General features: G+C 60.4%; 24 protein-coding genes. 11 read left to right on the plus strand and 13 right to left on the minus strand.

The window, feature by feature from the left end; genetic code table 11:
• Positions 1-125 precede the first annotated feature (125 nt).
• Positions 126-734 carry a TetR/AcrR family transcriptional regulator gene (locus tag PMI34_RS06105; protein ID WP_008052662.1) on the plus strand — a complete coding sequence of 203 codons (609 nt, stop codon included), beginning with the start codon at positions 126-128 and terminating at the stop codon, positions 732-734.
• A 91-nt stretch (positions 735-825) separates the two neighbouring features.
• On the opposite strand, the gene PMI34_RS06100 is transcribed toward PMI34_RS06105, so the two are convergent.
• Complete coding sequence (locus PMI34_RS06100) at positions 826-1,767, minus strand: LysR family transcriptional regulator (RefSeq protein WP_032829831.1); 942 nt, start codon at positions 1,765-1,767, stop codon at positions 826-828.
• 15 nt (positions 1,768-1,782) lie between these two features.
• Here PMI34_RS06100 and PMI34_RS06095 point away from each other — a divergent pair, with 15 nt between their 5' ends.
• Positions 1,783-2,490 carry a CTP synthase C-terminal region-related (seleno)protein gene (locus PMI34_RS06095; RefSeq protein WP_008052665.1) on the plus strand — a complete coding sequence of 236 codons (708 nt, stop codon included), beginning with the start codon at positions 1,783-1,785 and terminating at the stop codon, positions 2,488-2,490.
• Positions 2,487-2,810 (plus strand): antibiotic biosynthesis monooxygenase family protein, encoded by a 324-nt coding sequence (locus PMI34_RS06090; RefSeq protein WP_008052666.1) that lies wholly within the window; start codon positions 2,487-2,489, stop codon positions 2,808-2,810. Before PMI34_RS06095 ends, PMI34_RS06090 begins: the two co-directional genes overlap by 4 nt.
• A 124-nt stretch (positions 2,811-2,934) precedes the next feature.
• Here the strand turns inward: PMI34_RS06090 and PMI34_RS06085 are convergent, their stop codons facing one another.
• Positions 2,935-3,261 carry a DUF2025 family protein gene (locus PMI34_RS06085; protein WP_008052667.1) on the minus strand — a complete coding sequence of 109 codons (327 nt, stop codon included), beginning with the start codon at positions 3,259-3,261 and terminating at the stop codon, positions 2,935-2,937.
• 211 nt (positions 3,262-3,472) lie between these two features.
• On the opposite strand from PMI34_RS06085, the gene PMI34_RS06080 reads away from it, so the two are divergent.
• Positions 3,473-4,600, plus strand: coding sequence for a glycerophosphodiester phosphodiesterase (locus PMI34_RS06080; RefSeq protein WP_008052668.1), 1,128 nt, complete (start codon positions 3,473-3,475; stop codon positions 4,598-4,600).
• A 210-nt stretch (positions 4,601-4,810) separates the two neighbouring features.
• Positions 4,811-5,116 (plus strand): PepSY domain-containing protein, encoded by a 306-nt coding sequence (locus PMI34_RS06075; RefSeq protein WP_008052669.1) that lies wholly within the window; start codon positions 4,811-4,813, stop codon positions 5,114-5,116.
• A 52-nt stretch (positions 5,117-5,168) separates the two neighbouring features.
• Here the strand turns inward: PMI34_RS06075 and PMI34_RS06070 are convergent, their stop codons facing one another.
• Complete coding sequence (locus PMI34_RS06070; RefSeq protein WP_008052671.1) at positions 5,169-6,794, minus strand: methyl-accepting chemotaxis protein; 1,626 nt, start codon at positions 6,792-6,794, stop codon at positions 5,169-5,171.
• A gap of 434 nt (positions 6,795-7,228) precedes the next feature.
• Between PMI34_RS06070 and PMI34_RS06065 the strand changes: the two genes are divergently transcribed.
• Entirely contained in the window at positions 7,229-8,251 is a 1,023-nt protein-coding gene (locus PMI34_RS06065) for a transporter (RefSeq protein WP_008052672.1), read from the plus strand.
• A 54-nt stretch (positions 8,252-8,305) separates the two neighbouring features.
• Here the strand turns inward: PMI34_RS06065 and PMI34_RS06060 are convergent, their stop codons facing one another.
• The gene (locus tag PMI34_RS06060; RefSeq protein WP_008052673.1) at positions 8,306-8,740 is read right to left on the minus strand and encodes a multidrug/biocide efflux PACE transporter; all 435 of its coding nucleotides are present in this window, start codon (positions 8,738-8,740) and stop codon (positions 8,306-8,308) included.
• Positions 8,741-8,832: 92 nt separating this feature from the next.
• Between PMI34_RS06060 and PMI34_RS06055 the strand changes: the two genes are divergently transcribed.
• Positions 8,833-9,687: a LysR family transcriptional regulator gene (locus PMI34_RS06055; RefSeq protein WP_008052674.1), complete on the plus strand. Its 855-nt coding sequence runs from the start codon at positions 8,833-8,835 to the stop codon at positions 9,685-9,687.
• A 101-nt stretch (positions 9,688-9,788) separates the two neighbouring features.
• On the opposite strand, the gene PMI34_RS06050 is transcribed toward PMI34_RS06055, so the two are convergent.
• From PMI34_RS06050 to PMI34_RS06040, 3 genes are all read right to left on the minus strand, one after another.
• On the minus strand, positions 9,789-11,024 hold the full coding sequence (locus PMI34_RS06050; RefSeq protein ID WP_008052675.1) for an RNA polymerase sigma factor: 1,236 nt from the start codon (positions 11,022-11,024) through the stop codon (positions 9,789-9,791).
• Position 11,025: 1 nt separating this feature from the next.
• A complete protein-coding gene (locus tag PMI34_RS06045; protein WP_007985194.1) occupies positions 11,026-11,370 on the minus strand; it encodes a YciI family protein in 345 nt (114 codons plus the stop codon).
• A 66-nt stretch (positions 11,371-11,436) separates the two neighbouring features.
• Entirely contained in the window at positions 11,437-11,862 is a 426-nt protein-coding gene (locus tag PMI34_RS06040; protein ID WP_008052676.1) for a YybH family protein, read from the minus strand.
• Between the two features lie 141 nt (positions 11,863-12,003).
• On the opposite strand from PMI34_RS06040, the gene PMI34_RS06035 reads away from it, so the two are divergent.
• Entirely contained in the window at positions 12,004-12,489 is a 486-nt protein-coding gene (locus PMI34_RS06035) for a GNAT family N-acetyltransferase (RefSeq protein WP_008052677.1), read from the plus strand.
• A 132-nt stretch (positions 12,490-12,621) separates the two neighbouring features.
• Here the strand turns inward: PMI34_RS06035 and PMI34_RS06030 are convergent, their stop codons facing one another.
• The 3 genes from PMI34_RS06030 to PMI34_RS06020 all read right to left on the minus strand — a co-directional run bounded on the left by PMI34_RS06030 (position 12,622) and on the right by PMI34_RS06020 (position 14,424).
• Positions 12,622-13,110 carry a GNAT family N-acetyltransferase gene (locus tag PMI34_RS06030; RefSeq protein ID WP_008052678.1) on the minus strand — a complete coding sequence of 163 codons (489 nt, stop codon included), beginning with the start codon at positions 13,108-13,110 and terminating at the stop codon, positions 12,622-12,624.
• 98 nt (positions 13,111-13,208) lie between these two features.
• Entirely contained in the window at positions 13,209-13,694 is a 486-nt protein-coding gene (locus PMI34_RS06025) for a GyrI-like domain-containing protein (protein ID WP_008052679.1), read from the minus strand.
• 67 nt (positions 13,695-13,761) lie between these two features.
• Positions 13,762-14,424 carry a LysE family translocator gene (locus PMI34_RS06020; RefSeq protein ID WP_008052680.1) on the minus strand — a complete coding sequence of 221 codons (663 nt, stop codon included), beginning with the start codon at positions 14,422-14,424 and terminating at the stop codon, positions 13,762-13,764.
• A 137-nt stretch (positions 14,425-14,561) separates the two neighbouring features.
• Here PMI34_RS06020 and alaC point away from each other — a divergent pair, with 137 nt between their 5' ends.
• Positions 14,562-15,779 carry an alanine transaminase gene (alaC, locus tag PMI34_RS06015; protein WP_008052681.1) on the plus strand — a complete coding sequence of 406 codons (1,218 nt, stop codon included), beginning with the start codon at positions 14,562-14,564 and terminating at the stop codon, positions 15,777-15,779.
• 179 nt (positions 15,780-15,958) lie between these two features.
• Here the strand turns inward: alaC and PMI34_RS06010 are convergent, their stop codons facing one another.
• Positions 15,959-17,311, minus strand: a complete 1,353-nt coding sequence (locus tag PMI34_RS06010) for a GntP family permease (RefSeq protein WP_007985175.1) — start codon at positions 17,309-17,311, stop codon at positions 15,959-15,961.
• Positions 17,312-17,392: 81 nt separating this feature from the next.
• Positions 17,393-17,926: a gluconokinase gene (locus PMI34_RS06005; protein ID WP_008052682.1), complete on the minus strand. Its 534-nt coding sequence runs from the start codon at positions 17,924-17,926 to the stop codon at positions 17,393-17,395.
• A 215-nt stretch (positions 17,927-18,141) separates the two neighbouring features.
• On the opposite strand from PMI34_RS06005, the gene PMI34_RS06000 reads away from it, so the two are divergent.
• Positions 18,142-19,173, plus strand: a complete 1,032-nt coding sequence (locus tag PMI34_RS06000) for a LacI family DNA-binding transcriptional regulator (RefSeq protein WP_008052683.1) — start codon at positions 18,142-18,144, stop codon at positions 19,171-19,173.
• A 192-nt stretch (positions 19,174-19,365) separates the two neighbouring features.
• On the opposite strand, the gene PMI34_RS05995 is transcribed toward PMI34_RS06000, so the two are convergent.
• On the minus strand, positions 19,366-19,614 hold the full coding sequence (locus PMI34_RS05995) for a DUF6124 family protein (protein WP_007974480.1): 249 nt from the start codon (positions 19,612-19,614) through the stop codon (positions 19,366-19,368).
• 386 nt (positions 19,615-20,000) lie between these two features.
• On the opposite strand from PMI34_RS05995, the gene PMI34_RS05990 reads away from it, so the two are divergent.
• Positions 20,001-20,639 (plus strand): glutathione S-transferase family protein, encoded by a 639-nt coding sequence (locus PMI34_RS05990; RefSeq protein ID WP_008052684.1) that lies wholly within the window; start codon positions 20,001-20,003, stop codon positions 20,637-20,639.
• The last annotated feature ends 24 nt before the right edge of the window (positions 20,640-20,663 follow it).

Genomic DNA, 20,663 nt, shown 5'->3' on the forward strand with positions numbered 1-20,663 from the left:
TATTTTTTACTGGGCAGGATTAACAAAACATTACACTGCACAGTGTAGTTTCTAGGTTGCATCAAAGTCGATGACAAGTAAACTACCGAGTGTAATTTCCTCCTTCTTCCTGCCGAAGCGTACTTATGACAGCTCCACAGCGCCTCACCGACCGAAAACGCCAAGCGATCATTCAAGCCGCGATCAACGAATTCCGTGACAACGGTTTCGAAATCACCAGCATGGACAAGATTGCTGCCACTGCCGGCGTGTCGAAGCGCACGGTGTACAACCACTTCCCCAGCAAGGAAGAGTTGTTCACCGAAATCCTCAATCAGTTATGGATCCGGGTGACGGCAGAACAGGAAACGTCCTACCGTCCCGACTTGCCGTTGCGCGACCAATTGCGCGGGTTGCTGAAGGCCAAGCTGCAAATGTTGGGCGATGACAATTTTCTCGATCTGGCACGGGTGGCGATAGCGGCGACGATTCATTCCCCGGAGCGGGCGCAGAATATGGTGGCCCGAATGGGCGAGCGCGAAGAGGGGCTGACGGTGTGGATTCGGGCCGCTCAAGCGGATGGCCGATTGAAGGCCGTGGCTCCCGAATTCGCTGCTCAACAGATCCATGGCCTGCTCAAGTCTTTTGCATTCTGGCCGCAGATTTCCATGGGCAAGCCGGGCTTGCCACCCGATGAACAACACCAGGTGGCCGAATCCGCGCTGGACATGTTTCTGGCCTGCTATCAGGTGTAATAAATGACAACATCGACGGCGGTGTCGAACGATTGATGGCTCTGATTTGAACGCCCCATGTGTTTCAGAATGAAACTGGCGCTGAACGGCTTCACGGCAGTTTCAGCGCCCGCCCCAACTCATCGAACAACGTGACCACCGAGCGCAAGGCGCGGCAGTCGGGACGGGTCAGCAGCCACAGCGCGGTGTCGTAACCGTGCAACGGCTCGCCCAGCGGCTGTAATCCGTCGCCGATCAAGAAGTCCGGCAACGCCGCTACACCCAATCCCGCCCTCACCAGCCCGGTCACCGAAAGCATGCTGTTGCAGCGATAGCCCGGCGTTACGCCCGGCAAGGCCTGGCGACGCCAGGTAACGGTCGGGTGATCTGGCAGGAAGTCATCCGGGGAAATCCAGGTCAATGAGGCCAGGTCTGTGGTGTTGACCGATTGCAGGTATCGCTCGCTGGCACACACGCGGTAAGAAATATCCGCCAGCCGCCGTCCCACCAAATGCTCCGGTGGCGTGCGGGTCAGGCGCAAGGCGATATCGGCATCCCGGCGGCTGAGATTGGCAAAATCATTGGACGTGCTGAGCTCGAGCGTCAGCGCCGGATAGTTCGGCATGAACTGCGCCAGCGCCGGCAACAGCAATTCTTGCAGGACAGAATCGGTACAGGTCAGGCGCACGATGCCGCTGATCACTTCACCGCCCAGCTCCACACCGATGCGCGCCGCCTCCAGCGCCTGCTCAGCGCGCTCGGCCTGCTCGGCCAGGGACTGCGCCAAGGTGGTGGGCAGGTAACCGGCGCGGCTTTTTTCGAACAGTTGCTGGCCCAGTGCAGCCTCCAGCCGGCGCACCGCGCGAAACACCGTCGAGACATCCACCTTCAGCAGTTGCGCGGCCCGGGCCAGAGAGCCGCCGCGCACCAATGCGAGGATCAGGGCCAGGTCCGCGTAATCGAGTCGATATTGCATGGCTGCATTGATCACTTGGGAAAACGCCAATATTGAGTGCGTGAACGCCAATCTATAGTGGGCCTCAGGAATCAACAAGTGCAGAGGCCCCACATGGAAACCAGCCCGATTCGCATCGCCCTGATCGGCGACTACGACCCGCAAGTCACCGCCCACCAGGCCATTCCCGTCGCCCTCGAAATAATCGCCGGACACAGTGGCCTGGACCTGCAATGGCAATGGTTGGCCACCGATGAAATCCACGCCGAAACGCCGCTGCATACATTCGATGGATTCTGGTGCGTACCGGCCAGCCCTTATCGCAGCGCGGACGGCGCATTAAAAGCGATCCGCTTTGCCCGCGAACAACTGCGACCTTTCCTCGGCACCTGCGGTGGTTTTCAACACGCGGTGCTGGAATATGCACGCAATGTGCTGGGCTGGTCGGATGCCGAACACGGCGAGACGGCGCCCGATGCAGCGCGGGCGCTGCTGACGCCACTGTCGTGCGCGCTGGTTGAAGCGGTCGATACGATTGAATTGCTTGAGGGTTCGTTGCTCGCCAGGGCGTACGAAAGCACCGAGATTCGTGAAGGCTATCGCTGTCGCTTTGGGGTGAATCCGCAGTTCGAAGGGGAGTTGCTCAAACGCGAACTTCACGCTGTCGGCCACGATTCGGAACACGGACTGCGGGCGGTCGAACTCAGCGGTCATCCGTTCTTTGTCGCGACCTTGTTTCAGCCCGAGCGGGCGGCACTCGGGGGCGTCTTGCCGCCGCTGGTTGGCGCCTTTGTCGAAGCCTGTGCGGGGCGCTCGTCATGATCGCCGATACGCCAACGGCGCCTTATTACGCGGTGATCTTCACCTCGCTGCACACCGAGGGCGATCAGGGTTATGCCGAAGCGGCCGCAAGGATGCTGGAGCTCGCCCGTGAACAGCCGGGGTTTCTCGGAGTGGAATCGGCTCGGGGTGAGGATGGGTTGGGAATAACCGTGTCGTATTGGGCCAGTGAGGCGGCGATTCTGGCGTGGAAGCATCATCCTGAGCATACGGCGATTCGCGAGCGTGGGCGTTCGACCTGGTATGCGCGGTGTCATACGCGGGTGTGCCGGGTTGAGCGGGCCTACGGGTTCAGTCTGTAAATGATGCGGTGTTCTTGAGGCCGTCTTCGCGGGCAAGCCCGCTCCCACAAGGATTAATGGCTGCACACGAAACCTGTGGGAGCGGGCTTGCCCGCGAAGAGGCCCGAACAGTCACCGCAAGAACTCAACCCTGAACCAGACTGCGAACCGCCGATATCTCCGGCACTTCCCGCCGGTTCATATACACCCGCAACGGCTCGGTGATGTTGATCCGCTCATCGATGTTCTGGTCCAGCAGCAACTGAATCAATTCGCGCTTGAGCGTCATGGCCTGCCCAGGCCCCACGCCCCAAACGAACTCGCTGGTCGGGATGATGCCGTCGTCCGCCACGTCCATGCCGAACGAGTCTTCGCTGAAGCGCACGAGGTAGTGGCCGGTCTTGCGGTTGAGGCCGACGAAGCCTTTGAGTTGGTCGGCAGCCTGGCAGATGAGCTGGGAAGTGATGCGCATGGTAAACCCCGCAATGGTGATCGTTGGTTTGCACGCAGGGCCTGCGTTTCCCTCTGCCGGGGAAATTGCAGGGCCCCAGCGTACTGCATACGGGCGCACAAAAGCGCTGACGAAAATCAGCTTTCGACAGGTTTATGTCGGTCTGGCGATAGCGTCTGCAAAGATGAATTGTTAAAAGGGACCGCTCACTTATTGCGAAAGGATCTCGACCATGCCCGCAACCTTTACCAAAAGCGCCCTGTTATTGAGCCTGTTGCTCGGTCTCGGCCACGCACAGGCCGCCAGCGAACCGAGCCCCTCGGCACTGGCGACCCGCTTGGGCATTCCGCATCCAGCGGTGATCGCCCACCGTGGCGCGTCTTTCGACGCGCCGGAATCCACCGCCGCCGCCTACAAGACGGCCCGCGACCTGGGCGCCGACTACCTGGAACTGGATCTGCAGCGCAGCAAGGATGGCGTGCTGTTTGCCCTGCACGACAACAATCTGCAACGCACCACCGACGTCGCTACAAAATTCCCCGCGCGCAAGGACAGCCCCGCCAATGCGTTCACCATGGCCGAACTGAAAACCCTGGACGCCGGCAGCTGGTTCAATGCCGCGTACCCGGATCGCGCGCGTCCGGCCTTTGCGGGCCTGAAGATTCTGACCCTTGATGAAATCATCGACATCGCCGAGGGCAACAGCTTGCACAAGCCCGGCCTGTACATCGAGACCAAGGAGCCCAAGCAGTTCCCCGGCATCGAACGCGACCTCAAGGAAAAACTTCAGGACCGGGGCTGGCTGAGCCCGACCGCATCGAAACTGGCAAAAAGCGAGCTTGCGGTTGGCCAGGGCAAAGGCAAGGTGGTCCTGCAGACCTTCGAGAAGAGCAGCCTCGAACTGCTGCAAATGGAAATGCCGAAGGTGCCGAAGATCCTGCTGCTGTGGGTCGGTGAAGGCAGTATCGAACCCAAATCCAAGGTGACATTTGCCGAGTCCGGCGAAAAGGATAAAGCCGCTTACTACGCCAAACAGCAACCAAAGGACAAAGCCGAATTCCAGAACTGGGTCGACTACGCCAAGGCCCAGGGCGCCATCGGCACCGGCCCGTCCGCCGCACTGACCCAGGGTGGCGACCAGAGCTACTCGGACCTGGTGCAACCCTGGATGAACCAGTACACCCACGACCAGGGCCTGCTGGTGCACGTCTACACCATCGACGATGCGGTGGACTACCGGAAAGTCATGGACGCCGGTGTCGACGGCATCTTCACCAACCGCGCCAGTGAGTTGTTGAAGTTCTATAAACGCCCGGCGTCGGCGAGTGTGGCGCAGGTGCTACAGAACAACGGCTACTGATCCAGAGTCGCGCAAAACCCTGTGGGAGCGTGACTTGCCCGCGAAGAGGCCATCAGCTTCAACATCAACGTTGACTGACACTCCGCTTTCGCGGGCAAGCCACGCTCCCACAGTGGGTTGATGCAGGACATGACGGAGGTTTTAAGGGTGGCTTAAGTTACAAAAGCTAACCTGATCTCACTTGAACAGATCACCCAAGGAAAGAAGCCCATGAAGACTCTGACTGCTTTGTTTACCGCTGCAACCCTGACCCTCACTGCCGGTCTGGCCCAGGCCGACGTGCGCGTGGATGAGATCCCGCAACTGGTCAAGGACGGCAAGATCAAGCCCCTGGAAGATCTGAACAAGATCGCTCTGGATCTGCATCCAGGCGCAACGATCACCAAAACCGAGCTGGATAACCATTTCAATGGTTACGAGTATGAGATCGAGTTGCGCGACGCCAAGAACGTCGAATGGGATGTGGACATCGATGCCTCTAATGGCAAGGTCCTGAAAAACAAGCAAGACACGTAATCACAACACCCACAAAAGCCGCACGTTCTGACGATCGTGCGGCTTTTTGCGTTTAAGCGCTCAAGCGTGCCGTCACCTCGTTCAACTGCCCCGACAAGCCGTGCAGGTTGGTACTGGCCGCTTCAGTGCGCTGCACGTTGTCCAGGTTGGTGCTGGCGATGCTGGTGATCTCGGTGAGGTTGCGCGAGATGTCTTCGGCCACCGAGGTCTGCTCTTCGGCGGCAGTGGCGATCTGGCGGTTCATGTCGCGGATGGCTTCCACGGCCAGGGTGATGCGCTCGAGCATGGCGCCGGCCTCGGTCACTTGCTGCACGCTTTGTTCGCTGCGTGACTGACCGCTTTCAATCGCCTGGGCCGCTTCGATTGCACCGGTCTGCACGGTCTGGATGATCTGGTTGATCTCGATGATCGACGCCGCCGTGCGCTGGGCCAGGCTGCGCACTTCATCGGCCACCACCGCGAATCCGCGTCCGGCCTCACCGGCGCGGGCCGCTTCGATGGCTGCGTTGAGTGCCAGCAGGTTGGTCTGTTCGGCGATGCCGCGAATCACTTCCAGGACCTTGCCGATGCGCCCGCTGTCGGTTTCCAGTTGGCGGATGACCGTGGCGGTGTTGGCGATTTCGCCGCGCATCCGGGTGATGGTGTGGATGGTGCCCTGCATGACTTTTTCGCCCTGCTGGGCGGACTGGTCGGCATCGTCGGCGGCCCGCGCCGCTTCGGCGGCATGTCGGGCGACTTCCTGTGCCGTAGCGGACATTTCGTTCATCGCCGTGGCCACCTGATCGGTGCGGTTGAACTGCTCATTGGTACCGCCAGCCATTACGGTGGCGATCGCGTTCAACTCACCGCTGGCGCTGTCCAGGTCCGACGCGCTGCGCTGCAAACGGCTGAAGGTTTCGGCGAGGAAATCGCGCAGGGTGTTGGCGGCCATCGCCAGTTTGCCCAACTCGTCCTGACGGGTACTGGCCACGCGTTCGGCAATACGACCCTGGCTGAGTTGCGCCACGTATTCGATCAGTTTGCGGATCGGCTCGACCAGGTTGCGGTTGACCAGCCACAGGCTCAGCAGGCCGATCAGCCCCCCCGAAACCAGCATCACGACCAGCCCCAGCAACACCGTGCGATCGGCACTGGCGCTGATCAGTGTCGATTGCTCGGCACCCTGCTTGCGCAACTCGCTGACCAGTTCGCTCATCTGATCGCTGGCCGCGCGGTCCACGCCCTTGACCGCCGCGTCGCCCGCCGCAGGGTCACCACCGGCGGCCACGAACGCGTCCCGGCCCTTCTGATAGGCCGCGCCCAACTGGCGATGTTCATCACGCAAGCGCTCGATGCGGCTCTTGAGTTGCGGCTCGATGCCCTTCTGCGCGGCCAGCTCGCCGAGGATGTTTTGCACATCGCGCTGACGCGCCTCGAATTGCCCCCAGTACTTGCTCAGGTCCGCCGGTTGCTTGCCGCGCAGCAGGACGTTTTTCCACTCCTGCACCTGCACCTTGAATTGCAGGTTGGCTTCATCGATCAATTGCGAAGTATGCAGCGGGCCTTCGATCAGATTGGCGTAGCTCTGCACGCCGCTGGACAGGAAGTGAAAGCACGCCAGGGCGATCAACAGCATCGCCAGCAGGCTGCCACTCAGCAGGGCGAGAATTTGTGCTCTCAGGGACTTTTGCAAAAGCATCGCAGGGTACTCATGACAGGAATGAGGCACGCCCGTTAAGGCGTGAAAAGTGTCCGGACATCCCTGTCTGCGGTCCCGGCCAATGCCGGCGGCGCGCAACTTAACCCAAGCGTGATCGGCTAGTCAGAGCGGTTCTTGAGGAAATCCCGACCGCCGGTAGAACAATCGTTTGCGCTAACTTTATCGTCACAAAACCGACATCTGCCCTTGCGATGATGCGGCTCAAGTGAACCTGTAAACCAGCCATAACCTGTCCTGTAGCAGCTGGCGAAGCCTGCGTTCGGACGCAGCAGTCGTCAACTTGAACACGCGGTCTTCCAATGGAAATGCATTGCCTGATTTCACGACTGCTGCGTCCGAACGCGGCCCGAGCCGAACGCAGGCTTCGCCAGCTGCTACACAAGAGCGATAGAGCCCTCCCCTTGCGAGTCCTCATGAACCACAGCATCGATCAAAGCCATCGCGACACGGATCTGTTCGGCCTGCTTTACGGTTTCAGTTTTCGCCCCGGTGAGGCAGGTCGGGAAATCAATTCCGCCGAGGCCTTGCAGTACCTGCAACAGCCGGAGAGCGACGAGCAATTTCTCTGGCTGCACCTGAACCTGGCCCACGCCGCGTGCGAGCGCTGGATGAAGAGCCATCTGGAGTTGCCCGAAGAATTTTTCGAAGCGCTGCACGAAGGCTCGCGCTCGACGCGCATCGAGCATGTCGACTCCGCGTTGCTGGCGGTGGTCAACGACGTGGTGTTCAACCTCAGCAACATGGTCTCCTCGGATGTATCGACCCTGTGGGTGTGCGCCCGCAGTCAATTGATCATCAGCGCCCGCCTGCAACCGCTGCACTCGGTGGACAAACTGCGCTCGTCGGTGAAGGCCCGGGAGTGCTTTCGCTCCCCGCTGGAATTGCTGGTGCATCTGCTGCGCGACCAGGGTGAAGTGCTGACCCAGATCGTGCGCAAGACCAGCCAGAGCGTGGATCAGATCGAAGACGAATTGCTCTCCTCGCGGCTGTCGACCAACCGCGCTGAACTGGGCGCCAATCGCCGGGTGCTGGTGCGATTGCAACGGCTGCTGGCGCTGGAGCCGGGCTCGTTGCTGCGCCTGCTCAACCGGCCGCCGCAATGGCTGCAAAAGGAAGACGTGAAGGAGCTGCGCAAATCCACCGAAGAGTTCGCACTGATCATCAACGACCTCACGGCGCTGGGTGAGCGGATCAAGCTGTTGCAGGAAGAGATCGCCGCCAACATCAACGAACAGACCAACCGCACGCTGTTCACCCTGACGGTGGTGACAGTGCTGGCGCTGCCGATCAACATCATCGCCGGTTTCTTCGGCATGAACGTCGGCGGCATTCCGCTGGCCGAGGATCCGGAGGGTTTCTGGATTCTGGTGGCGCTGGTCGCGACCTTTACCGTGATTGCCGGGCGTTGGGCGTTTCGCAAACAGCAGGATTATTGACGTCTGCCAACCCCTGTGGCGAGGAAGCAAGCGCCCTCGCCACAAAAACGGTACTCAGCAAACCTCGCGAGTCACCAGCATCCGCTCCCGAACCACGTCATACGCCCAGTGGTAGACGTAGGTGTAGGGCAGGAAGAACAGCAACACGCCGATATCCAGCACGAACGCTTGCCACAGGCTGACATTCAGCCACCAGGCGATCAGCGGTACGCCCAGGGCCACCAGTCCGCCTTCGAACAACAGCGCATGCACCACGCGGACCCAGGCGTTGTGTGCGATGGCAAAGCGCTTGAGCAGCCGATCGAACAGACCGTTGAAGACCACGTTCCAGGCCAGGGCCAGGCCGGCAATGAGGACGGTGACCATGCCCATTTCCAGCATCGGTTTCTTCATGATCCAGGCCAGCAACGGGGTACAGATCAGGATGGCCAGCAGTTCAAAGCCGATGGCTTGAAAAATACGTTCAGTAATGGATTTGTTGGCGCTCATGGCCGAACTCCCTTGAGTGACTGTGTGGTTGCCATGATCCGTCATCACGTCGATACTTCATAACCAATAACCATCGATCAAGGCGATAGTTCATGGCTTCTCACGAAGTGTTGCTGGCGTTTGTCGAAGCCGCGACTCAAGGCTCGTTTTCCGCCGCGGCGCGCAAACTGGGCCGCAGTCAGTCGACCATCAGCGCCGCAGTGGCCAGCCTGGAAATCGACCTGAACCTGACGCTGTTCGACCGCAGCAGCCGCAAGCCCGGGCTGACCCCGGCCGGGCACGTCATGCTGCAACGGGCCGAAGAGATCCTGGCCGCCACCAGTCGCCTGGAAATAGCCGCCAGCCAACTGTCCCAAGGGGTGGAGGCGAAACTGACGGTGGCGCTTTCCGATACCTATCAGTCGGACCGCTTCGAAGCCGCCCTCAGTGCCTTTGAGCAGCGTTACCCGGACCTGGAGCTCGAGTGTCTGATCGCCGAATGCGATGACCTGATGTCCCTGGTGCAAAGCGGCCGGGCGCAGATTGCCTTCGCCGAAATGCAGGACAGCTACCCGCCGGACCTGGTCAGCTCGACGGTGGACGAGCGCACGGAAATCGCCTTGTTCGTGTCCCCGACACACCCGTTGGCGATGCTGGACTACGTCGACCAGGACGTACTGCAACAGCACCGTGAGCTGCGTCTGGCCACCATCATCAATCCCTATGAAAGTCGGGCCAAGGGCCGCGTCTGGTCGGCGCCGAGTTATCTGATGCTGCTGGAAATGGCTCAGGGCGGATTCGGCTGGGCGCCATTGCCCCGCTGGCTGGTGGAACGCTTCGGGCCCGGCTCCTTGCAGGAACTGGTGGTACGCGGCTGGCCGAAAACGGTGTCGGTGGACGCGCTGTGGTCGCGGCTGAATCCGCCGGGACCGGCGGGGAGCTGGTTGCTGGGCAAAATGCTGGAATAGCGGCGCGGCCATTCGCGGGCAAGCCCGCTCCCACAGGTATCGAGTACGCCATCAATCCCTGTGGGAGCGGGCTTGCTCGCGAAGAGGCCCGCAAGGTCACATCAACCTAACGCTTGCAACCGAGCCTCGATAAACCGCCGCTCCGGCTCTTGCCGGGTCAACGCCAGCGCTCGTTCCCAAGCAGCCCGCGCCTCTTGCTTGCGGCCCAGTTGCCAACAGAATTGCGCCCGCGCCGAATGCGCCAGGTGGTAGTCGAGCAGTTCTCCCCGCGCCAGAATGGCGTCGACCAACGTCAGCCCCGCCAGTGGACCATCGCGTTGCGAAATCGCCGCCGCACGATTCAACTCGATCACCGGTGACGGCACCACCCTCAGCAGGACGTCATACAGACCGACGATCTGCGGCCAATCGGTTTCCCCCGCCGCCCGGGCTTCGGCGTGCACCGCCGCGATCGCCGCTTGCAGGCAATAGGGTCCGAATCGTCCCATCGTCAGCGCCCGCTCGACCAGCGTGCAGCCTTCGCTGATCAACCCGGCATCCCACAGCGAACGGTCCTGTTCGTCCAGCACAATCAGTTCGCCGCTCGCCGAGGTCCTGGCCGGGCGGCGCGACTCGTGCAGCAGCATCAATGCCAGCAAGCCCATCACCTCCGGCTCCGGCAACAGTTCCACCAGCAACCGACCGAGACGGATCGCTTCGCGGGTCAAATCCTCGCGGATCAGTTCTGCCCCGATGGACGCCGAGTACCCCTCGTTGAACACCAGGTAAATCACCCGCAATACGCTGTCCAGACGCTCGGGCAACTCAGCGAGCGTCGGCACTTGATAAGGGATTTTCGCGTCGCGAATCTTCGCCTTGGCGCGCACGATGCGCTGGGCGATGGTGGCCGGGGCCGAGAGAAAGGCCCGGGCGATTTCTTCCGTGGTCAGGTCGCAGACTTCCCGCAATGTCAGCGGCACTTGCGCGTCGGCCGCCAGGGCCGGGTGGCAGCAAGTGAAGATCAGCCGCAGGCGATCGTCTTCCACGTCTTCATCACTCCAGTCGGCCTGTTCCAGCGCCTCCAGTTGCGCGATCAGCAAGGGCTGCGACGCGGCAAAACGTGCGCGCCGACGCAAGGTATCGATGGCTTTGAAGCGCCCGGTGGACACCAGCCAGGCCCGTGGATTGTCCGGCACGCCGTCACGCTGCCAGCGTTCGACCGCGATGAAAAACGCCTCGTGCAAGGCTTCTTCGGCGAGGTCGAAATCCCCCAGCAAGCGAATCAGGGTCGCAAGAATGCGCCGCGACTCTTCGCGATAGACCCGCTCGACCTGCGCCTGAACCGGCAGCCCCGGCATCTTAAGGATTCAACTGCCGAACGGGGCGCACTTCGACACTGCCGACCCGGGCCGCCGGAATGTTCCCGGCGACCTGGATGGCTTCGTTGAGGTCCCTGGCATCGATCAGGTAGAAGCCGGCCAACTGCTCCTTGGTTTCAGCGAATGGTCCGTCGGTGATCGACATCTTGCCGTTGCGCATGCGCACCGTGGTGGCGGTCTGTACCGACTCCAGTGCTTCGGCGGCGACCATCCGGCCGCTGCCCTGGATCGACTCGGCATAGGCCATGCACTCTTCGTCCTTCGGGCTTTCCGGCAGCGAATGCAGCAACCGCTCATCGCTGTAGACCAGGCATAAATACTTCATCACGCTCTCCTTATCGAACGATCAACTATGGCCGCTGATTGGCATTCTGGCTCGGCTTCCCGACGATCAGGGTTTGAGATCGAACAGCGTCGCGCCGCTGGTCATGTCGAACGGTGCAGACCAATGTTCGTGGACGATCTGCCACAGCCCGGCTTCTTGCCGAAAGCAGGCGGTGACGCGCATCCAGCAGGACTGGGTTTCGCCCTTGTCGTTGGTGCCACCGCAATGGGCCAGCCAGTGAGCGAACGCAATTTCCTGGGACGGCTCGATGGTAATTTCCTGGAATTCGAAGATGTGCGGGCCGGGGCACATTTCCATGCAGGCCTGCCAATGCGCGCGATACGCCGGCTTGCCTTTGAATTGCAGGGCCTTGACCGCGTCGAAGGAGACGATGTCATCGGCATACAGGGCCATGACTTTTTCAATGTCCTTGGCCATGACTGCCTGACGATAGTTCTCGATGAGGTTCTGGATCTGGGTTTGCGAGTTCATGGTGGTTCTCCGTGGTTTTTATAGTGAAGACACCCTTAGTCGTCCGGCGATCCGGCAAATCGACAGGTGAAATAAAAATAATCCAAACGACCAGACTCGCTAGAATCCGAGACTCATTTATGTAGGAAAAAGGACACTCCCGTGACAGCCCGACTCGTGCCTTATGAAAGCCTGAATGCCCTGCAGCGCCAACAGGTCGAGGCCATTGAAGTGCATTCGGAACAGATCAGGTTCTCCGGAGATATCCACGGTGCATTGCACACTTTGTTGTCCAAGCCCGGACCCGGCGTCAAGGGATTTGCCCTGCTGGCCGAGGATGTTCCCGTCGCGTTCCTGCTGCTCAAACGCCCGCCGTTGTTGCCGGCCTGGGCGGATGAACACAGCGCCACGCTGCATGCCCTGCAAGTCGATCAACGCGCCCAGGGCAAGGGCTACGGCAAAGCCTGCCTGCAAGCGCTGCCCGAAGCGGCGCGCCTGGCCTGGCCGGAAATCAGAGGGTTGGAGCTATCGGTGGATGCCGACAACGAAGCCGCTATCGCGCTGTACGCCAGGTTTGGCTTTGTCGACAGTGGCGAGGCGTACAAGGGCCGGATCGGCTATGAGCGACGGATGGGGTTGGTGTTTTGACTGCGTGACACAATGCAACACCGCCCCTGTGGGAGCGGGCTTGCCCGCGAAAGCGGTCTGTCTGACACATTGATGTTGGATGTACCGACGCCTTCGCGGGCAAGCCCGCTCCCACAGGGTCCAGTGTTGAGTTCAGAGTTCGAGCACCATCTCATGCCACGCCATGCCGCCATGGTCGGACGCCGAAGGCTTGATGTAGGCAAAGCCGAACCCGGCATACAAAGGAATGTGCCGCTCCTTGCACATCAGGTTGATGCTGACCTTGCCCATCCCACGCATGCGCTCGATGAACTCGCCCATCAGGCGCTTGGCCAGGCCTTGGCCCTGATAGTCCGGATGCACCACCACCGACATGATCACCACGTGCGGCCCGGCCGGGTCGTGGCCGATCAACTCCTTGAACGCCTCGTCCGACATTTCCACCTGGAACGCCGCACCGGAATTGATGAAACCGGCGACGACCCCGTCCACTTGCGCAACGATAAAACCCTCGGGCCAGGTGGCGATACGGGTGGCGATCTTTTCGCGGGTCGCGGCTTCGTCACCTTCATAGGCAAAGGTTTCGATGGCAAAGCAGCGGTCCAGATCGGCGGAGGTGACGTTGCGAATGACGGTGTTCATGGCAGCTCGGGATCAGCGTGGGGAAGGCCGGGAATGATAAATCAGCTGCCGTGGGACATCGAGAGACGAATCGGCTGATCCGCCTCCCGACACATCTCTCACGCTTTGATCGGTATCCAGATCTCCAGCTTGCCGGTATTGAGCTTCGGGTTGAAGTCTTCGCTGTAGCGCTCCAGCTCCGGCGCATCCAACACCTCATGCCCCGACTGCGGCTGCCAGGTGCCGAAGATGTACTGAAACAGTTGCGGCAAGGTGTCCAGCGGCCCCTTGTGTTCGAACACCGCGTATAGCTGCGGCTGAACTTCCACCCAGCGATAGGTTTCCGGCAAGTCGTCGAGCTTGCTGATCTCGACCCCGGCGATGTAATCGAAGCCGCCCTTGCCGTCGAAATTGCAGCAGACGCCGTAGGTGACTTCGCCTTTTTGCCCCGGAACATTGCCGATGTGGGGCATGAATGTCTCCCAGAGTGCTGGAATACCCTGGGTGGTTTGCTGGGTAAATTGTCCGCCCAGCCCTGCAATCAGCAGGAAGTGCCCGTGTTCGAAGCGCGGTTGCGTCAGTTCGACGCGTGCTAACTCATCCATGACTCGACTCCTGACGCATAAAAATGGGTTCGGCTGGGAGTATAGAAGCCAAACCCGATTCGCCCAATTACAGTGCGTGCAACTGCTCGACGGCAGCGGCACCGACGAACTCGTTATAGCCAGATAGAATCACGTAGACCGCGAAATAGCAGAAAATCGCTGCAGATGCCATGTAGGAATAACGCAGCAACTTGTCCCCCAGCAACTTGCCGCCGTGGCTCGCGGCAAAGCACAGCCCGACACACCAGAAAATCCCCGCGCAGAGAAAACCGCCGAGAAACAGTGCTGAACTGAGGGCACCACCGCCACCGGAACGAGCGATCAGCGTACCGCCCACCGCAGCGAACCAGAGAATCGCACTGGGCGACGACATGGCCAGGAAAATCCCGCGAAAGAACTCTTTTCGATGGGAGTTGTGCCCCACCTCGGCCGATTGCGCCAGCACCGCCTCGTGGTGAATCGCCGAATAGATCATCTTCGCCGCGAAGTACACCAGCAGCGCCGAGCCACCGATCCACAACACCCAGCGCACGGTTTCGTATTGCAGCAACACGGTCATGCCGGCCAGCGCCAGTACCGCGTAGATCAGGTCGCCGACACAGGTCCCCAGCCCCAGGGCGAAACCCTGGAAATAGCCGCGCTGCATCGCCAGGGTGATCATCGCGATATTGGCCACGCCGATATCCAGGCACAGCGAGAGGCTCAGCAAGAAGCCGCTGGTAAATTCCATCGAACCCTTTCCTTCGGACAAATTTGTTTACATTGAGGCTGGACAGTCTGCCACAGCTGCCCTTACATTCCGCCACAGGTCACCGCTGACCTGCGTCGCTCGGACGGTTCCGGGCGCTTACGTTATCCGAGGCAACAATGGCCGAACAAGGTTCGCCGCGCCGCTTTGCGCGCATAGATCGACTCCCCCCTTACGTTTTCAACATCACCGCCGAGCTGAAGATGGCCGCCCGTCGTCGTGGCGAAGACATCATCGACTTGAGCATGGGCAACCCCGACGGCGCCACGCCGCCGCACATCGTCGAAAAACTCGTCACGGTGGCCCAGCGCGAAGACACCCACGGCTACTCCACCTCCAAGGGCATTCCGCGCCTGCGCCGGGCGATTTCCAACTGGTACAAGGACCGCTACGAGGTCGACATCGACCCGGAAAGCGAAGCCATTGTCACCATCGGTTCCAAGGAAGGCCTGGCGCACCTCATGCTGGCCACCCTGGATCAGGGCGACACCGTGCTGGTGCCGAACCCGAGCTACCCGATTCACATCTACGGTGCCGTGATTGCCGGCGCCCAGGTGCGGTCGGTGCCGCTGGTACCGGGCGTGGATTTCTTCGCTGAACTGGAACGGGCGATTCGCGGCTCGATCCCCAAGCCGAAGATGATGATCCTCGGCTTCCCGTCCAACCCCACCGCCCAGTGCGTGGAACTGGATTTCTTCGAGCGCGTCATCGCCCTCGCCAAGCAGTACGACGTACTGGTGGTACACGACCTGGCCTACGCCGACATCGTCTACGACGGCTGGAAAGCCCCGTCGATCATGCAGGTGCCGGGGGCCAAGGACATTGCGGTGGAGTTCTTCACCCTGTCCAAGAGCTACAACATGGCCGGCTGGCGCATTGGCTTCATGGTCGGTAACCCGGAACTGGTCAATGCCCTGGCGCGGATCAAGAGCTACCACGACTACGGAACCTTCACCCCGCTGCAAGTGGCGGCGATCGCTGCGCTTGAAGGCGACCAGCAATGCGTGCGCGACATCGCCGATCAGTATCGGCAGCGTCGCAACGTGCTGGTCAAGGGCCTGCATGAACTGGGCTGGATGGTGGAAAACCCGAAAGCCTCAATGTACGTCTGGGCCAGGATTCCCGAAGCCTATGCGCACCTGGGTTCGCTGGAGTTTGCCAAGAAGCTGCTGGCCGAAGCCAAGGTGTGTGTCTCGCCGGGCGTCGGGTTTGGCGAGTATGGCGATGATCACGTGCGCTTTGCCCTGATCGAAAACCAGGACCGGATTCGACAGGCCGTGCGCGGTATTCGCGGGATGTTTCGGGCGGATGGGCTAGTACAGAAAACCAACGCCTGACATAAAAACCTGTGGGAGCGAGCTTGCTCGCGATGGCGGTGGATCAGTAAACATTGTTGTTGGATTTGATACCCTCATCGCGAGCAAGCTCGCTCCCACAGTGAACTGTGTTCAGTCTTGAAATCGATCACCCACAAAAAAACCGCATCGCTGCGGTTTTTTTGTGCCTGCCGAATCGCTTAGACGAACAGCGACAACAACAGAATAAAGCCCAGGCCTACCACCGACAGGATGGTTTCCATCGCGGTCCAGGTCTTGAAGGTTTCAGCCACGGTCATGTTGAAGTACTGCTTCACCAGCCAGAAACCGGCGTCGTTGACGTGGGACAGGATCAGGGAGCCTGCACCAGTGGCCAGCACCAGCAGCTCACGGTTCACACCCGGAATCATCCCCACCACCGGCACCACGATGCCGGCGCCGGTAATGGTTGCCACGGTTGCCGAACCGGTCGCGATACGAATCACCGCCGCCACCAGCCACGCCAGCAGGATCGGCGAGATCTGCGCGGCCACCGCCATGTTGCCGATCACGTTACCCACACCGCTGGTCACCAGCATCTGCTTGAAGCCACCACCGGCACCGATGATCAGGATGATCGCGGCGGTCGGCGCCAAGCTCGCATCCAGCCATTTCAGGATCTGTTGGGAACCGATGCCCTGCTTGTGGCCGAAGGTGTACAGCGACAGCAGCAACGCCAGCAGCAACGCCGAGATCGGGTGACCGATCAGGTCCATGAAGGTGCGGAAGAAGTTGCCGTCCGGCAGCACTACGTCGGCAAAGGTCTTGAGCAACATCAGGAACACCGGCGACAGCACGGTGACCAGGGTGATGCCAAAACTCGGCAAATCGGCGGAATCCGACTCGCGCGCCAGTTGATCCACCAGCTCCTGATTCGGATGACCGGGGATGTGCTTGGCAATGAACGTACCGAAGATCGGACCGGCAATGATAGCGGTCGGCAGCGCCACGATCAGGCCGTACAGAATGGTCTTGCCGATGTCGGCACCGAACACGCCGATGGCCAGCAACGGCCCCGGGTGCGGCGGCACCAGGCCGTGTACCGCGGACAGACCCGCCAGCAACGGGATACCGATCTTGATGATCGACACGCCGGTGCGGCGGGCCACGATGAACACCAGCGGAATCAGCAACACGAAGCCGATTTCGAAGAACAGCGGGATACCGACCAGGAACGCGGCGAACATCATCGCCCACTGCACCTTGTCCTTGCCGAAGGCGCGGATCAACGTCTGCGCAATCTGATCCGCACCGCCCGATTCGGCCATCATTTTGCCGAGCATCGTGCCCAGCGCAAGGATGATGCCGACAAAACCGAGTACGCCACCGAAGCCGTCCTGGAACGCCTTGATGATGGTGCCGATCGGCATGCCGGAGGTGAGCCCTAGGAAAGCGGCGGCAATGGTCAGGGCAATGAACGGGTGGAACTTGAACTTGGTGATCAGGACAATAAGCCCGATCACCGTGACCACTGCATCGAGCAGCAGGAACGTCTCGTGGGACATGCCAAACATTGGGGGTGTCTCCTGGTTGTTGTTGTTATTGAAGCGGGTTAGTCAGAAACCGTGAGGACAGCGCTGTCTTTGCAAACACAGTCATACCGCCTGCTTCAGGCCGTGCGCCTGCCACCAGACATGGGCCTGTGCAGCCAGTTGCTCGACGCTATGGGTCGAAGCGTCCAGCGCCAGGGTCAACGGCTCGCCCACGGGCGATTCGAGGGTGGCGAACTGGCTGTCGATCAGGGTCGACGGCATGAAGTGGCCTGGCCGATGGGAGACACGGTCGGCGGCGACTTCGGGGGTCAACTCAAGGAACACAAAGCCCAGGCCCGGCAAGGCACTGCGCAGACGTTCGCGATAGATGTGCTTGAGCGCCGAACAGGTCAGCACCGGGCGCTGGCCCTTGGCGTCGACACGGCGCAGTTCATCGCACAGGCTGTCGAGCCAGCCGGCACGGTCTTCATCGTTCAGGGGAATACCCGCGCTCATCTTTTCGATGTTGGCGGCAGGGTGAAAAGAGTCGCCTTCAATGGCAGTGGCGCCGCTCAAATGGCACAGGGCCTCGCTGACGCACGTCTTGCCGCAACCGGCAACGCCCATGATGACCAGGGCGGTGATGGGATGATTCATGTAACACCTCAGCGCGCAGACAGCGCTACCTTTGCCAGCTATGACACCAGATCAAAAGCAGAAGTTGCCGACGCCTTTCTTGTCATTTTATGGGTTGCAGCAGGTTAGGTCCCGACACCAAAAAGCAAGGATCAGGCGAACCCTCGCTCACGCATTTGCAGCTGCATCGAGACAGCGCTACCTTAGTGCCTTGAATTTTGTTTGGCAAGCCGTCGATGAACACAACCAAGAACGATAAAAATACTCGCACCACTGGCCGCCCTACCCTGAACGAAGTTGCCCGACTGGCCGGTGTCAGCCCGATCACCGCCTCCCGCGCCTTGCGTGGCGTCAGCACCGTGGCTACTGAACTGGTGGAAAAGGTGCAGAAAGCGGCGCTGGAGCTCAACTATGTGGTCAACCCTGCCGCCCGCGCCCTGGCCTCGGCCCAGAGTCAATCGGTGGTGGTGTTGGTGCCTTCACTATCCAATTTGCTGTTCATCGATACCCTGGAAGCCATTCATCAGGTTTTGCGCCCCAAGGGCTTCGAAGTGCTGATCGGCAACTTCCATTATTCGCGCGATGAAGAAGAAAACCTGCTGCGCAATTACATGGCCTATCAACCCCGCGGCTTGCTGCTGACGGGTTTCGACCGTACCGAAAGTTCGCGACGGATGATCGAAGCCAGCAACATTCCCTGCGTGTACATGATGGAACTGGACAGCGCCGCCGGGCTCAATTGCGTTGGCTTTTCGCAACTGGCCGCCGGAGAAACGGCTGCCGAACACTTGCTGTCTCGCGGCCGCAAGCGCCTGGCCTACATCGGCGCGCAACTGGACCAACGCACCTTGCTGCGCGGCGAAGGCTTCCGCAAAGCCCTGCAAAAGGCCGGTCGGTATGACCCGGACCTGGAAGTGCTGACGCCCCGCTCCTCCTCCGTCGGCCTCGGCGGCGAGTTGTTTCTGCAACTGCTGGCCAGTCATCCGGATGTCGACGCGATCTTCTTCGGCAACGACGACCTGGCCCAGGGCGCCCTGCTCGAAGCCATGCGCAATGGAATCAGGATTCCCGAACAGGTGGCGATCCTGGGTTTCAACGACTTGCCCATGTCCGAACACATGGTCCCGCGCCTGAGCAGCATCAACACCCCGCGCGAGGCCATCGGCCGCCGCGCGGCCGAGCAAATGCTGACGCTGATGGCCGGCAACACCGTGGCCAGGCCGGTGCAGGACATGGGGTTTGAGTTGAAGGTGCGCGAGAGTACCTGATGCAGCGAGCAGGCTCGCTGAACACACTGTTGTGTAGCAGCTGGCGAAGCCTGCGTCCGGCTGCGAAGCAGTCGTAAAATCAGCCGACGCGGTCATTCAGGAAGATCGAGTGCTCGGGTTTTACGACTGCTTCGCAGCCGGACGCAGGCTTCGCCAGCTGCTACAGACCGCGTTTCTTTACAGGTTCGGCGATCAATCCTGCGGATCGAGGTTATCCAGCACCCGATTCACCGCCAGTTCCGCCAGCATGATGATCTGTGCGATCGCCAATGCCGTGTTGCGCTGGCTGCCTTCCAGAAACGTAGCAAAGTCATTGGTCATCACACTCGCCGAGGCCAGTGATTCGCAGGCGTGAGCCAACAGCGTTTCGTTATTGATGCCGGGTGAGATGGAGAACATCGGGCTGGGATTGCGTGGGGGGTTGGGCGTGGGTTTGAACATGGTGATGCTCCTAGAGTGATGGAGCTGCCAAGTCTCGCTGCGATACGAAGGGTGGCAGCTGTACGCGGGTCGCAGACCGGGACTCTAGAACCCGGTAGACCCGAAGGTCTCCCACGCACAGCCGCCATAACGTGAATTGATCACGAACAGTGGACGCTATGCGTCTAGAGATACCCGGGCTGCGAAACCCGATCGCTGAATTTGCAGCGACACGGAACGATAGAGTCCGGATACAAGGCGCACAAGTCGGCGGATTCTGGCGTAGTTGTAGGCAAGGGTGCAAGAAACCGTAATCTGTGCAACTCAGCTGAAGCCGCTCTCCTACAGCGCCTTCCTACATACCACCACCTACAATTGCCTGTACGTCATTCTCGCTGGAGCAGACCATGGAACATGCACTGAAGATTCTCGGCAAAGCTTCGTCCATCAACGTCAGAAAAGTCCTGTGGACCTGCGAGGAACTGGGCATCACCTACGAACGCGAGGACTGGGGAAGCGGCTTTGCCTCGACCCACAGCCCGGAGTTCCTCCGGTTCAATCCCAACGCGCAGGTGCCGGTGATCATCGATGAAGCCGGGGTGTTATGGGAGTCCAATACCATCTGCCGCTACCTGGTGGGCAAACACCATCACCATCATACCGAGCTGCTGCCTACTGAACCTGCCGCCCGCGCCCGGGTGGAGCAGTGGATGGATTGGCAAGCCACCGAACTCAATCCGTCCTGGAGATATCCGTTCATGGCGCTGGTGCGCAAGGACCCGGAATTCCAGGATCCGCATAGCCTCGAGGTCGGCATCCGCGGCTGGAACCAGAAGATGGCCATCCTCGAACATCAACTCGCGACCACCAAAGCTTATGTCGCCGGACCGCGGTTTACCCTGGCCGACATCGTCATCGGCCTGTCGGTCAATCGCTGGCTGATGACCCCGATCGAGCGTCCGGACTACCCCGCCGTCGATGAGTATTTCAAACGCCTGGCGCAACACCCCGGTTTCCTGAAGCATTGCTGCAACGGCTTGCCTTGAACCAGTCAGTTAAGCAATTTCAGC

Origin of the sequence: Pseudomonas sp. GM74, assembly GCF_000282455.1 — a bacterium.
In the GTDB taxonomy this organism is placed as follows: Bacteria; Pseudomonadota; Gammaproteobacteria; order Pseudomonadales; family Pseudomonadaceae; genus Aquipseudomonas.